15 protein-coding genes and 2 pseudogenes are annotated in these 12,587 nt (G+C 65.0%); 3 read left to right on the top strand and 14 right to left on the bottom strand.

Going from position 1 to position 12,587, the window contains the following annotated elements; all coding sequences use genetic code 11:
• Nucleotides 1–44: 44 nt before the first annotated feature.
• The 10 genes from speD to VIR62_RS04690 form a co-directional block, all read right to left on the bottom strand.
• The gene (gene speD, locus VIR62_RS04735; RefSeq protein ID WP_431869120.1) at nucleotides 45–428 is read right to left on the bottom strand and encodes an adenosylmethionine decarboxylase; all 384 of its coding nucleotides are present in this window, start codon (nucleotides 426–428) and stop codon (nucleotides 45–47) included.
• A complete protein-coding gene (locus VIR62_RS04730) occupies nucleotides 425–2,053 on the bottom strand; it encodes an FAD-dependent oxidoreductase (protein WP_431869119.1) in 1,629 nt (542 codons plus the stop codon). The genes speD and VIR62_RS04730 overlap by 4 nt, the downstream gene beginning before the upstream one ends.
• Nucleotides 2,043–3,581 carry a polyamine aminopropyltransferase gene (locus VIR62_RS04725; RefSeq protein WP_431869118.1) on the bottom strand — a complete coding sequence of 513 codons (1,539 nt, stop codon included), beginning with the start codon at nucleotides 3,579–3,581 and terminating at the stop codon, nucleotides 2,043–2,045. Before VIR62_RS04725 ends, VIR62_RS04730 begins: the two co-directional genes overlap by 11 nt.
• Nucleotides 3,574–3,786 (bottom strand): DUF350 domain-containing protein, encoded by a 213-nt coding sequence (locus tag VIR62_RS04720; protein ID WP_431869117.1) that lies wholly within the window; start codon nucleotides 3,784–3,786, stop codon nucleotides 3,574–3,576. Before VIR62_RS04720 ends, VIR62_RS04725 begins: the two co-directional genes overlap by 8 nt.
• 12 nt (nucleotides 3,787–3,798) lie before the next feature.
• Complete coding sequence (locus tag VIR62_RS04715) at nucleotides 3,799–3,945, bottom strand: hypothetical protein (RefSeq protein WP_431869115.1); 147 nt, start codon at nucleotides 3,943–3,945, stop codon at nucleotides 3,799–3,801.
• Nucleotides 3,942–5,279: a DUF4178 domain-containing protein gene (locus tag VIR62_RS04710; RefSeq protein ID WP_431869113.1), complete on the bottom strand. Its 1,338-nt coding sequence runs from the start codon at nucleotides 5,277–5,279 to the stop codon at nucleotides 3,942–3,944. The genes VIR62_RS04715 and VIR62_RS04710 overlap by 4 nt, the downstream gene beginning before the upstream one ends.
• Nucleotides 5,272–5,940 carry a DUF4178 domain-containing protein gene (locus tag VIR62_RS04705; protein ID WP_431869111.1) on the bottom strand — a complete coding sequence of 223 codons (669 nt, stop codon included), beginning with the start codon at nucleotides 5,938–5,940 and terminating at the stop codon, nucleotides 5,272–5,274. Before VIR62_RS04705 ends, VIR62_RS04710 begins: the two co-directional genes overlap by 8 nt.
• 7 nt (nucleotides 5,941–5,947) lie before the next feature.
• Entirely contained in the window at nucleotides 5,948–6,949 is a 1,002-nt protein-coding gene (locus tag VIR62_RS04700) for an SPFH domain-containing protein (protein ID WP_431869110.1), read from the bottom strand.
• Between the two features lie 76 nt (nucleotides 6,950–7,025).
• Entirely contained in the window at nucleotides 7,026–8,060 is a 1,035-nt protein-coding gene (locus tag VIR62_RS04695) for a potassium channel family protein (RefSeq protein WP_431869108.1), read from the bottom strand.
• A gap of 137 nt (nucleotides 8,061–8,197) precedes the next feature.
• On the bottom strand, nucleotides 8,198–8,542 hold the full coding sequence (locus VIR62_RS04690; RefSeq protein WP_431869196.1) for a helix-turn-helix domain-containing protein: 345 nt from the start codon (nucleotides 8,540–8,542) through the stop codon (nucleotides 8,198–8,200).
• A 68-nt stretch (nucleotides 8,543–8,610) separates the two neighbouring features.
• On the opposite strand from VIR62_RS04690, the gene VIR62_RS04685 reads away from it, so the two are divergent.
• Nucleotides 8,611–9,432: an alkaline phosphatase family protein gene (locus tag VIR62_RS04685; RefSeq protein WP_431869106.1), complete on the top strand. Its 822-nt coding sequence runs from the start codon at nucleotides 8,611–8,613 to the stop codon at nucleotides 9,430–9,432.
• A gap of 128 nt (nucleotides 9,433–9,560) precedes the next feature.
• On the opposite strand, the gene VIR62_RS04680 is transcribed toward VIR62_RS04685, so the two are convergent.
• From VIR62_RS04680 to VIR62_RS04665, 4 genes and pseudogenes are all read right to left on the bottom strand, one after another.
• Nucleotides 9,561–9,953 carry a GFA family protein gene (locus VIR62_RS04680; protein WP_431869105.1) on the bottom strand — a complete coding sequence of 131 codons (393 nt, stop codon included), beginning with the start codon at nucleotides 9,951–9,953 and terminating at the stop codon, nucleotides 9,561–9,563.
• Between the two features lie 29 nt (nucleotides 9,954–9,982).
• Nucleotides 9,983–10,072 (bottom strand): annotated as a pseudogene (locus VIR62_RS04675) (IS5/IS1182 family transposase); the annotation flags it as partial.
• A gap of 22 nt (nucleotides 10,073–10,094) precedes the next feature.
• Nucleotides 10,095–10,505 (bottom strand): low affinity iron permease family protein, encoded by a 411-nt coding sequence (locus VIR62_RS04670; RefSeq protein ID WP_431869103.1) that lies wholly within the window; start codon nucleotides 10,503–10,505, stop codon nucleotides 10,095–10,097.
• Between the two features lie 179 nt (nucleotides 10,506–10,684).
• Nucleotides 10,685–11,344, bottom strand: coding sequence for a DUF6766 family protein (locus tag VIR62_RS04665; protein WP_431869102.1), 660 nt, complete (start codon nucleotides 11,342–11,344; stop codon nucleotides 10,685–10,687).
• A 555-nt stretch (nucleotides 11,345–11,899) separates the two neighbouring features.
• Between VIR62_RS04665 and VIR62_RS04660 the strand changes: the two genes are divergently transcribed.
• On the top strand, nucleotides 11,900–12,184 hold the full coding sequence (locus VIR62_RS04660; RefSeq protein ID WP_431869194.1) for a DUF899 family protein: 285 nt from the start codon (nucleotides 11,900–11,902) through the stop codon (nucleotides 12,182–12,184).
• Nucleotides 12,145–12,560, top strand: a pseudogene (locus VIR62_RS04655) (IS30 family transposase); the annotation flags it as partial. The gene VIR62_RS04660 and the pseudogene VIR62_RS04655, both read left to right, overlap by 40 nt.
• Nucleotides 12,561–12,587 lie beyond the last annotated feature (27 nt).

Raw genomic sequence — 12,587 nt, 5'->3', positions numbered from 1 at the left:
GACCGCAGTTGAGGGTTAGTTGGGCTCGCGGCTTTGCCTGAAGCCTATGAACCCTCAGAGGAGACTCCGCGATATCCTCGTTCCACGACTTGTTTGACCACAGACGTGGCGCGAAGCTGTCGGGCGATAACGGCGAGCGACGCCTCCAGGTCATGCCGGGCGCCGCACAGGAATATGTCGATCGCGGCATAGCCGTGCTCCGGCCAACTGTGGATCGAGATGTGGGATTCGCCGAGCAGGGCGACGCCCGTCACGCCCTGGCCGGGTCCGAAGCCATGGAGCCGAATATCGAGCAGCGTCGCACCGGCCGCCTCCGCCGCTTCGGCAAGCGCGCGCTCGACGAGGGCAACATCCGCCAGGCCGGAGCAGCCGTGCAGGTCGGCGATCAGGTGGCGCCCTTCGTAAGGCGGTGCCGCGCGCGCCCTCACAACAATGTCTCGTGGGCATGGCCGAGGTGCCGCATCGCGGCCTCGGCGGCGCGGGTGCCGTGATAATGGGCCTCTTCGAACAGGGAGAGGCCGCTGAGGTCAGAATGGGCGAGGAACAGGGGCGGCTCGGTCTCGGCGGCGCGGCGGGCCTCGCCCCAGACCATCCCGGTCGTCGGACGCGCCATCGCATGGCCCCAGCGCCAGAGATCGATGCCGCGGACGGCGCCTTCGAGGTCGGGGTTCATGGCGAGGAGGTCGTCGAGGACGATGCGACGCCATTCCTCCTCCGGCCGCTCCAGCAGCAGGCGCCGCGCCTCGGCCGGCGCCTGGCGCGACAGGGGCATATACCAGGTGAGCACGGTCCCCGCCGTGCGCGCCGCCGGTCCCTGGTGGGTCGCGACGACATAGCCGAGCGATTCACTGGTCGAGGAGACATTGTCCCAGGCGAGCGGCGCGCCGCGCCCGGTGGGCAGGCGATCGACCGTCACATTAGCCACCAGCCAGGGCGCATATTCGAGCCCGTCCCAGCGTCGCACATCCTCCGGCGCGATACGGCGCGCGATGAAATGCGGCATGGCGAGGATCGCCGCGCGGGCGATGGTGCGGACCGTCCGGCCCGCCGCGGTATCGAAGCTGTCGACGACGATTCCGTCCCCGTCCCGCGCCACGCGATGGACGATGCGGTCCGTCGAGATCGCGTCGGGGAAGGCGGCGGCCATGCCGCGCGCGAGCCGGTCATTGCCTTCGGGCCAGGTCAGCACATTCTCGCCGGCACCCTCTGCCGCCCACCCGCGTCGTCCGGCGAAATAGTGAATGCCGGCCCAGGCCGAGACATGCTGGGGCTCGCAGCCATAATCGTCCCGCATGCAGTAGCGCAGGTGCGAGCGCAGCACGGGGGAGGTCCAGCCTCTTTGGTCCAGCCAGGCCGTGAAGCCGATTCCATCGAGCGCCAGCAATTCCGGATCGTGCGAGCTGTAGGCGATGGGGATCGCGAAGGCGGGGCGTCCGTCCGAACCCACGCGGGCGGTGAATTCGGCCATCGCCCGGTCGAAGGACGCGAGGTCGGCGCTGTCCCGGGCGCTAAGGCCGCTCCGGGGAACCAGCCCCTCCTGCCATCGCCCCCGCCACAAAAGCCTTTCCTGGAGATCGGCGCAGAGCTGATAGGGATCGTAGAGCGGCGCTCCGTCGCGCTCGCCGGTGATGATATCGAGCCGCCGCAGCAAGTGCCGGACGGCACGCGCTTCCCGATTGGGGACTGGCAGATAATGCGCGCCGAGCGGGAAGGCCGACACATCGTTGCGGCCGCTCCGCGCGTTGCCGCCTGTCCCGTCCTCGAGCTCGAGCAGCCTGAAATCGCGAAAGCCCGCCTCCGCGAGCGTCCAGCCGGCCGCCAGGCCCGCGATGCCTCCGCCCGCGATGACGATTTCCGCTTCCTCGATTGCGGCCGGCGCGGGAAAATCGCCGCTGCGAAGGCGGTGTCCGCGCGCGACGTCGGCGCCATCCATGGAGCCCGACGGGACCATGGGACTCGAAAGGGTCCAGCCGATGCCACCGACCGCCGCGATCCCGGTCGCGCCGATTCCCCCGATGAGCGCGCGCCGGACGGGATCAGCCCTAGCCTTCATAGCGGCCCCATTCGTCCGCGAAGATGCGGACCAGCGCTTGGTTGTCGAGCCGATTCACCGGCGCAGGCCGGCGCGCCATGTCCGGCGGAAAATCGAACAGGCGGGGGGCGATCTCGGCGGTCAGGAAACGGTCGTCATCCGGAATGCGCGCTTTATCGGGCATCGGACCGTTGGCGGCGAGGATGTACCCCCATTCGCCGAAGCTCGGCACATAGGCATGATAGGGGCGGATGGTGAGGCCCGCCGCCTCCAGCGTCTCGGCGATGGTCCAATAGGCCGTTGGCGCCACCAGCGGCGACGTGCTCTGGACGACGGCGACGCCGCCGGGTGCGAGCAGGCGCTTCACCTCGCGATAGAAGGTTTCGGTGTAGAGCTTGCCCAGCGAGAAATCGACCGGATCGGGAAAGTCGATGACGATCGCGTCATACTCGCCCCTCGCCTCTCGCGCCCAGCGGAATCCGTCGGCGTTGATCACCGTCATCCTGGGGTCGGTGAGCGCGCCGGCGTTGAGGCTGGTGAGGATCGCGCTCCTTGAAAACAGCTTCGTCATCGCCGGATCGAGATCGACCAGCGTGATGCTTTCGACGCCCGGATGCTTCAGGACCTCACGGGCGGCGAGCCCGTCCCCGCCGCCCAGGATCAGGACGTCGCGCGGCTCCGCGACCCGGCCGAGCGCCGGATGAACCAGCGCCTCGTGGTAACGATATTCGTCGCGGGAGGAGAATTGAAGATTGCCGTTGAGGAAGAGCCTGAGATCGTTGCCGCTGCGGGTGAGGACGATCCGCTGGAACGGCGTCGATTCGGCGTAGACGACCGGCTCCTCGTAACCCGCCGTTTCCGCCCAGCGCTGCATTCGGTCCGACACCGCGAACCCCGCGATCAGGACCGCGAGGATCAGCATCGCCGTCACCTTTTCCAGGCGCAGCTCGGCTCGTCTCGGCAATATCATGAGCAATGCCAGCGCGACGCCGGCATTGGCGATCCCGAACAGGAAGCCGGTGCGGATCATCCCGAGATATGGGACCAGCAGGAGCGGGAAAAGGAGCGAGGCCGCCAGCGCGCCTACATAGTCGAAGGTGAGGACGGTCGATACCACCTCCCGGAAATCGAACCCTTCGCGCAGAATCCGCATCAGCAGCGGGATCTCGAGCCCGACGAGGAAGCCGATGGCGAGGACGATCGAGTAAAGCGCTACCCGGAAATGGTCGACCATCGGGAACAGCAGGAAGAGCGCGGCCGCCGAGCATCCGCCGATCAGCGCGATGAGCAGCTCGACCCGGACGAACAGCCGCAGGGCGTCGCGCCGCACATAGCGCGAGCACCAGCTGCCGATGCCCATGGCGAAGAGATAGCTGCCGATGACGGTGGAAAACTGGGTGACGCTGTCGCCGAGCATGTAGCTCGCGATCGTGCTCGCCAGCAGTTCGTAGACGAGGCCGCAGGTCGCGACGACGAAGGCCGAGGCGATCAGTGCCGCGGCCGGAGCGGACATCCGCCGCGATGGGTTCGCGGCGGCGACTTCAGCCATGAATGGCCGCGGCGATGATGATCGACAGACCGAGGGCGACCGCTCCGGCGAAAGTGGCGACGGCGCGGTTCTGCTTCTCGTTGATCTCCTGCCACAGCTTGCCCGGCGTCAGCATGTCGAGAATGATGAAGCCGACGACGAAGACGAGGATGCCGATGCCGGCATAAAGAAGGCTGTTCAGCAGCACGGGCAGGGATGTGGCCATGGTGTTCGTCTCCTATTTGTGGGTGGGGCCGTAAATGCCGGCGCGCGGGGCGACACGCCCGCCATCGGCGAAGGGAGAATATCCATACATCGTCGCGGCCAGGAAGGCGCCGGTGATGCCGAGGCACCATAGCGAATAGAGGAAAAGGCGCCCGTTCATTCGTCTTCCTCATCGTCTTGCGCGGCGGTGCCGGAGAAGTCGCTTTCCCCCTTGCGGGAGGTTTCGAAGGCCGCATGGCGGAAGAACATGAAGCCCAGTGGTATGAGGATGAGGAACCCCGCGAATATGACGTTGGAGAGGAAAGTCATTCCGGTGCTGGCAACGATCTCCACCTCGATCGGCTCCGGTCCCGTTCGCGGCGCGCTCCCCCAGATCATCGCCGACGGATTGGTCTTCCATCGCGTGGCCGACGCGTCGACGACGAGATCGTAGATGCCCGCCGGCACGGTCGCCATCTTGATGGCCGAGCTCCGGTCGCCCTCGGTCCAGCTCCCTTCGGAGTCCCGGCCCGAATAGCGCTCCGCGACGCCAAAGGCCTGATAGGAGACCTGGGTCCGGCGGTCGACCAGCGCATAATCGAGATCCACCCAGGCATTGTCGAGCGCGGGCGCGCGCGCCTTGATCGAAACCGCCTGATAGGCGCCGTCCAGCGTGATCGGGCCAAAGGTGGCCGACTGCACCTGGCCTGTTTGCGGCAGCGTCATGCGCTCTGTGAGCAGCGGTCCCCGGCCCGAAAAGAGGATCAGCAGCAGGATGAGGAGGCCGAGGGTCGCGAAACCGATCGTGGCGACCTTCCCGATCGTTCCATGATAGGGCGAGGGCTGGTGCGGCAGGGGGGGCCGGGATCGCGGAGGAACGTCGACCCCGAAGGCTTCGCTCATTTCCTTCGGCTTCAGCAGGCGCAGCAGGGTCCAGTTGATCTCGCTGCCGTTGGCTTCACGCGACAGCATCCAGCCCGGCCGGACATAGGTCGACGCCACGACCTCCTCGCCCACCGCCACGCGCCAGTAGAACTCGCCGAGCACATAATCGACCTGTGCGGGCGTGTCGCGGAAGAAGGCCTCGTAGCGCTCGCCGCCCACGAACAGTCCGGAGGGCGAAGACCATTCGGGTGTGCGCGTCAGCATCTCCCCCAGGCTCCAGCCGCGGCCGTCGGTCACGAGCCAGCGGTAGCCTCGATAAGGGTTGAACAGCAGATATTCGTCCCAGGGATAGCTGCCACCCTCCGACCGGCGCATGTAGCCGATCGCTTCCCATTCGATCCCGTCCAGCGTGCCGCGCGTGCCGGGCGGGATTTCAAGCGCCGCCGCGGCCTCATGATATTCGGTGATGACCCTGACGTCGGGATTGGCGACGTCGAGGACGCTGCTGCAATATTGGCAGACGATGGTGACGGTGTAGCCGGCGGCCTTGATCTCGATCGCGCCGCCGCAGCTCGGGCAGCTCAGCGCCTTGACCGCCGCCGCGGGGGCTCCGGCCGCCGGATCATCCATGGGCCGGCATCCTCCAGCCTTCGATCGGCCTCAGGTTGGTAGGCGAGAGCTCGGCGAGCGTCACATACCGGCCGTCATAGAAATGGGCGCCCTCCTGATCGCGTTGCAGGCTGGCGCAGCGACCGCTCGCCGATCGGAAGTCGACGCTCGTGATCGACCAGCCGGTGACCGCGGTGAAGGGCAGCTCGCCCTCGGCGGCGATGCAGCTCGCTCCGCGCATGTCGGCGGCGATCAGAGTCTCGTCGTCGAGCCGCGCCTCCGTGCCGACGTCGACCGGCTTTCCTTGCAGCAGGGACTGGAACTTCTCGTCCCGCAGATCCTCGATGGGACGTTCGGCGAGCAGCATGAACTGCCCCATCGCTTCGCCCAGCCAGGCATGGCGGTCATCGGCGAACAGCAGCAGCCATTCGTTCCACGACCCGTCGGTCCAGCCCCATCGGACGCGGCCGATCACCTCGAACGCCTGGTCCTCGAACCGGCCGCGCGTGCCGATCTGGATGGGGCTCACGTCGAAGGGCAGGGTGGCGGCCTTTCCCACCTGGCGCACGCCCTCGTCGGATCGGATCAGTGTTGTCTGGCAGTAATCGCAGACGCGAACGGGAAGGGCGGCTGATCGGAACACGACCTCGGCGCCGCAATGGGGGCAGTTGACCTTCAGCACCGGCCGATCACCTGATGCGGCTCAGCAATTCCGCTTTCTTGGTGTCGAACTCTTCCTGACTTATCGCGCCGATGGTGAGGAGCTTGTGGAGCTTTTCGACCTGCGCGAACGGGTCGTCTCCCTGACCGCCACTCCCTTGACTCCCACCGCCCTGGCCCCCGGAAAGGCCCGCCGCCATGGTCTGGCCGATGGCGATGCCGGCGGCCGCGCCGGCGCCGAGGCCGGCGATGCCGCCGGGCTGGGCCGCCGCCGCCTCGATCGCCTCGGCGCTCTGGAACTTGGCATAGCGGTCGAGGTCGCCGAGCACCCGCATGGAGCTCGCCTTGTCGAGATGCTTTTGCACCTCCTCGGGAAGCGACAGGCTCTCGACGAAGAAGCTGCAAAGACCGATGCCCCATTCGGCGAAGACCGGCGCGACCGCCTCCTTCAATCGTCCCGAAAGCGCCGTCTGGTCCGCCGCGAGATCGATGAAGGCCGTGGTGCCGCCGCCGAGGCCCGTCGCGATGGCGGTGGCGATGGCGGCGCGAAACTGCGGCTCGACATCCTCGACCCGCATGCGCTCCAGCGTTCCCATCACCTTCACGGCGAACGGGCTCACATCATCGATGCGGAAGGAGTAGCTGCCGAAGGCGCGGATGCGGAGCGGCCCGAATTCCTTGTCGCGCACGGTGACCGGCTGGGTGGTTCCCCATTTGTGGCCGATCTGCTCCTTCTGGGTAAAGAAATAGACGTCGGACTTGAACGGCGACTTGAAGGCCTTGTCCCAGTTCATCAGCGAGGTGAGGACCGGGAGGTTCGCCGTATCGAGGGTGTAGAGGCCGGGGCCGAGCACGTCGGCGACCTGGCCTTCGTTGATGAAGGCGGCGATCTGCCCCTCGCGCACCGTCAGTTGCGCGCCGTTCTGGATCTCGCGGTCCTGCATCGGATAGCGGATGGCAAGCACGCCTGGCTCCTCCACCCAATCGATGACATCGACGAATTGCTTGGATAGAAAATCGAAAACGCCCATTTTCGCCTCCCTTCAGACCCAGCCTAACGACACATGAGCGGTAGCAAAACCGTTGTCGGGAAATTTCGATTCCAGTCTATGTGCCCAATTTCTCCGGCTCGAGACGCTCGCCCGCGACATAGAAGAGCTGGTCCTGCGGCAGGACCATACCTTGCGTGTCGAAACGGAACTCGCTTCTTTCGGCATCGCGTGTCCGCGTCGCCAGCAGCACGGCGCCTGCTTCCAAAAGGTTTGCCGCCACGTCGCGAAACCGGGTGGGGCTCCCGCCTGGCCATGCCATGCTGAACAAGGTCGCGGCCGAATCCGTATGGCTCGCGAGGAGATTGAGCAAATGGCTCGACCCGGGATCCTTCACCGCCTTCACGACCAGTTCCACCGACGGCGCCAGCACGACTTCGACCTCCGGGCAATGCGCCGTCAGCAAGCGGGCATTCTCGCCCTCCTCGAAGAAGCAGACAATATGTCCCCCGCGGTTCACCGCGGTTATGGCCAGCGCCGCGGCCAGGGTCTCATTGTCGTTCGAGGCGAAGATGATGATGCGGCCGGCGCCGACAATCCCGGCGCGCTCCAGATCAGCCGTGGCGGTAAGGCTGCGGGCCCGTACATAACGGATCCGCTCGTCGCTATGCGTGAGCTCATCCCGCGAAAGAAGGACGAGCTCCTGCGAGGGCGCCGCGTCGGCCATCAGCTCGTCGATCATCCGCGGCGTGCGATCCGGATCATAGCCAACGAGAACAATGGCGTTGTTCATGGAGCTATAGTCTCCAAGGCCGACGCGATTCCGTCTCCACTGCGCCGAGATGCCGGCCAGGCTCTTGGCGATGACGGCGGTGAAAGCGGCGATAGCTCCCGGATAGACAAAGAAAGCGGTTATCAGCCGACCGGCATCCGTCGCGGGCCCAACGTCGCCATAGCCGACGGTCGAAGCGGTAGTGGCATACCAATAGAGGAATGTGACGGGGGAGACGAGCCCGGTCTCGCCCGCCCACGTCATGAAGATCCAGGTGAGCCCCATGTGCGAGACGATCCCGCCAGCGAGCGTGCTCCAATGCAGGTCCGTGATGGCGTGATAGAGCCTTCGGATTATTGCTGTCAGTCGTGATCGCACCATTCCCCGAGAGCCTCTCCCCGCCCCACTGTCGTCGGGAAAGTCACGCCGGGTCAAGGGGGGCTGCGATGCTATCGAGGCACCAACCATGCCGCGGTTACGCGGCCCTGTCCCCAAGAGCGGGCCGCTAGCGGTCCTCTTCACCACGCGTTCCGGAGCGTGAATCCTTGCGCCTGTACTCGCCGTCCCTGCCTGTTCGTGCAGTGGTGGATCGAGGTTCGGGCGGTTGGCCCCCGGCGTTCGCGCCATGCGCCGGCCGGTCGGCCGGTCAGGTGGCGAATGGCTCGCGTCATATGCGCCTGATCCGAGAAGCCCCGGTCCGCCGCGATATCGACGAGCGGCCTGTCGGTATTCCGCACTTCGCGCCAGGCCGCTCGCGCTCGCGCGGCCGACCGAAAGGACGCCGGCGTGCAGCCATAGGCCAGTCGAAAGCCTCGGCTGAGAGTCTCGGGGCGAAGACCCGACGAGTGGGCCCACGCGCCCAGGCAAAGACCTGGATCGCTTGAGATGTCCTTGGCCAGCGTATCGGGCCAATCCCAAGAGGCCGGCGGCGTTGACCGAGCAGCTTCAACTCGGCCGCGGACCGGCGACCGACCTCCTCGCCATCAGCCTGTCGGCGACGGACTTCGTCGGCCATCGCTACGGGTCCGGCGGCCCCGAGATGTGCCTGCAACTGATGACGCTGGACACCGATCTCGCGAGCTTCTTCAACGTGCTCGACGAGACGGGCATCGATTATGCCGTTGTCCTCACCGCCGACCATGGCGGCCTCGACGTTCCCGAGCGACTGCGCCTCAAGGGTATTGCCGACGCCGCCCGCGTCGAGCCCGGCGCTACGCCCGCCGGCGTCGGAAAGGAAATCGCCTCGCGGCTGGGCCTCGCGGAGCCAGTCTTCACCGGCGACTGGTATATCACGCCCTCGGTGCCGGAGGAGCGCCACGCGGAGGTGCTGGCCCTAGCGGGGAAGCTGCTCTCGGTGCATCCCCAGGTCCACGGGGTCCATACCGCCGCCGAGGTCGCGGCGCATCCGATGCCGGAGGGGCCGCCGTCGGACTGGTCGATCCTCGATCGCCTGCGCGCCTCCTATCGTCCGGACCGCTCGGGCGACCTGCTGGTCGTGCTGAAGCCGCATATCAGCCCCTCCGCCAATCCCGATTCGACCGGCACCCATGGTTCCCCCTGGGACTATGACCGCAAGGTGCCGATCCTCTTCTGGTGGCAAGGCATCGCGCCCGAGGACAGGCGCGAAGACGCGATGACGGTCGACATCATGCCGACGCTCGCCAGCCTCATCGGCCTCCCGGTCCCCACCGACGGGATCGACGGCCGCTGTCTCGACATCCTCACCGGGCCGGAGACGAACTGCCCCCGCTGAGGCGGTTGTCTCGATGCGAATGGCGTTATCGCTCGCGATGGCGCCATGTCGCTATGGTGGATGCGCTCTGCGACATCTAAGACCCCTCTCGTCACCTCGTAACGGCGCTTTCGCACCGTTCGTGCGACCTACTCCTCAAAGCGACCCGTGGCGTCACGATCGCGGTCGTATCGTCTCGCGAGCGGAAACGGCGGCAACCAGGACTCGCGACGGACGGTCCAGAGTTCGTAGGTCGGCATCAGTTGGTCGGAGGCATCCAGGGATCCCAGGTTCACTTCGATTTCGTCGCCGGTGCGTGCGAAAACGGAAGAGCCGCAGCGGGGACAGAAATGGCGCGCGGCATATTCGCACGTCTCACCTTCGATCGTCACCGCATCCTCAGGGAATATCGCGGCAGCGTGAAAAAGGGCCCCATGATGCTTGCGGCAGTCGAGACAGTGACAAAGGCCGACCCGGTATGGAAGTCCCGTCGCCACAATCCGGACGTTGCCGCACAGGCAGCCGCCGGTGAATCGATCCATGCTACGTCTCCTCCAGGCTTCAGTCTCAATCATAGCCAGAACGCGACCGCGGTGGCGAGGACGACGCCGGAGAGGAAGTTGGCAGCGAGCTTGTCGTAGCGGGTGGCGATGCGGCGGAAGACCGCGTTCAAGCCATGGTTTCTATCGCCGGCTGAGTAGGCGCTCTACCGTATCGTCCGCCGTCGCCTCCTTGCCTGCTTCGTGATTGGCCTCGTTTTCAAGAGCCGCGCGGATGCGCTCGATCTGATGGTCCGTAAGGTGCTCGATGCCGATAAACTGACCGCGCGCTTCCCTGATCGCCCTCAGCAGTTCGTCGAGCTTGGCCTGCATCGCCGCGCCGTCACGATTCTGCGAATTCTGGATCAGGAAGACCATGAGAAAGGTGACGACCGTGGTGGCCGTATTGACGACCAGCTGCCACGTATCCGAATAGCCGAAAACCGGGCCGCTAAGAGCCCATCCGACAATCAGGAGCACCGCCACGATGAAGGTCAGCGGCTGGCCGGCGGCCGATGCGATTTTCGTGGCGATGGCGGTAAACATGCGGTCCATCTGGACCCTCCTTTGGAAGGGGAAAACGTCCATCAAGTTAAGTTGTGCCTCGCCCGCCACGGGAGGGCATTTGCGATGCTGGGCAAGGGGCCTGCGAATGTGGTTCCCGACGGGACGTCCCGTTTCACGGCGCTATCCTTCCGTTTCACGGCGCTATCCTTCCGAAGGAATGGCCTGTCTCAGGCTCCTGTCTGGCCATGAGGGGCGGCCACGGGCTTGGATTCCGGGGATTCCTTTTGCCTGAGGAAGATGCTCAGCACGACCAGGACGGCCGTTGAGAGGAATTCGCTCTGCCAGTTCTGGAAGGATTCGAACCACAATCGCGGATCCCAGAGATATTGGGCCATGGTCAGGGGGATCTCGCCGTGCATCCGCGCTTCGGCGGCGGCCTCGGCCGCGCTGTACTTCCAGTGGAGGAAGAAGGAGGCCGCGAACAACATGAGGAGCGTGATGCCGAGCGAATGGGCGTATAATCCGCGAAAGAAAGCGCCCTGCCTCAGGATCTTCGGGGCGCCTGGCTTCGCTGCCTGTTTCGCGAGGTCAGCATCTCGCGGCGGCACGTCGGGATCACTGGATTCGGCCGATCCCTTCTGAAACAGGAAGGCAGTCAGCACGACGTAGGCCGACATTTGGAGGAATTCGCTCTCCCAGTTTTCGAACACGGTCGAGATGAAGTGAGGATCCGTGGCGTACTGGCCCAAGGATACGGCCTGCTCGCCGTGAACGGTCAATTCTTCATTTTCGAAATACCAGCCGGTAATCCACTGGCCGATGATGCTGGCGGCGAACAACAGCAGCAGGACGATGGTCAGTCCGTTATTCTTGAGGAAGTGCGACATCTGACTCTCCGAGGCTCGAGCAAGAATAGTCCGGTCTCCGACATGGTTTCTCGACTTCGACATTCGATCTGACGGTGAGGGGAATTGCACGCGAAATGCTGGGGAAGCCGCCTTGTCGACCGCTCTTCAAGGCTTTTCAGGGAACCCTGCGATAATCGTTAGCCGCGCAACTTCCACAATATGATTGGTCGGCGGCGTGGCGGTGAAGCCCGGTGGATCGGGACAGGGTCGGTGGTGCCGGTGAGGCCTTTGTCGTTCTCATCTTCCGATCGCCCGCTCGTCGGCGGTTCGGACCCAGTCTCCAATTGTTCGGACACCTCTGTCTCCCTTTTTTCAACCTCACCCCGAACGCACGGCAGTTGAAGGGGTTTCACCGCAAGACCCTAAAATAGATAGGGAACAAGCGCTTGCGCCCCCACGGCAGCGCTCCACGAGCGATCGCAAGAGCATCGTACCGGAAGGCGCTGTCGAGATCGGCGGATTACTGGAACCGCGCTCTCCGCCAAATGTTTTCGGGTGGCCGACCTGACCACGCGCCGGGAGGAGCCCGGGAATATGAGGGACCGATTATATCCCAACGAAAGCAGGGAATATCGCGAGGCGCGCGATCTCTTGCTTGAGGAGGAATATGCCATTGTCGACAAGACGAGGGCTGTGGCGGCAATGCGCCGCAATCTCCCGCGCGGCGGCGAACTGAAAGAAGACTACGTCTGCCAGTGGGCGAAGGACGGGAAAGTTGGCGAGCGCGTTAGATTTTCCGAGCTGTTCGGCGACAAGGGCACGCTGATCCTTTATTCTTTCATATCGTCACCTTGGTCGAGCGGCACTCGCGCTACGTGATGCTGGCGAAGGTCGCGAACCGTGACAGCCGCTCGGTCATCACAGCGTTGATCGACCAGGCGAAGCGCCTGCCCGACGAGCTCCTCAAGTCACTGACCTGGGACCGTGGCAAGGAGATGGCCGAGCACAAGAGGTTCACGCTGGCGACGGATGCTGCGGTCCACTTCCGCGATCCGTAGAGTCCCTGGCAGCGAGGCTCGAACGAGAACACCAATCGCCTGCTGCGACAGTATTTCCCCAAGGGCACGAACCTCGCCGTGCACTCACAAGAGCGGTTGGACGAGATCGCGAGACAGCTTAATCAGCGACCGCGAAAAACGCTCGGTTACAAAACACCAGCAGAGCGCTTCAAGCATGTGTCGCGATGACCGACTGAATCGCCAAGCAAAAGCGGACACTGACC

It is taken from the genome of Allosphingosinicella sp. (genome assembly GCF_036570505.1).
Taxonomy (GTDB): Bacteria; Pseudomonadota; Alphaproteobacteria; order Sphingomonadales; family Sphingomonadaceae; genus Allosphingosinicella.
The sequence above is the reverse complement of the archived record's forward strand: the minus strand, read 5'-3'. Positions and strand labels throughout refer to the sequence as shown.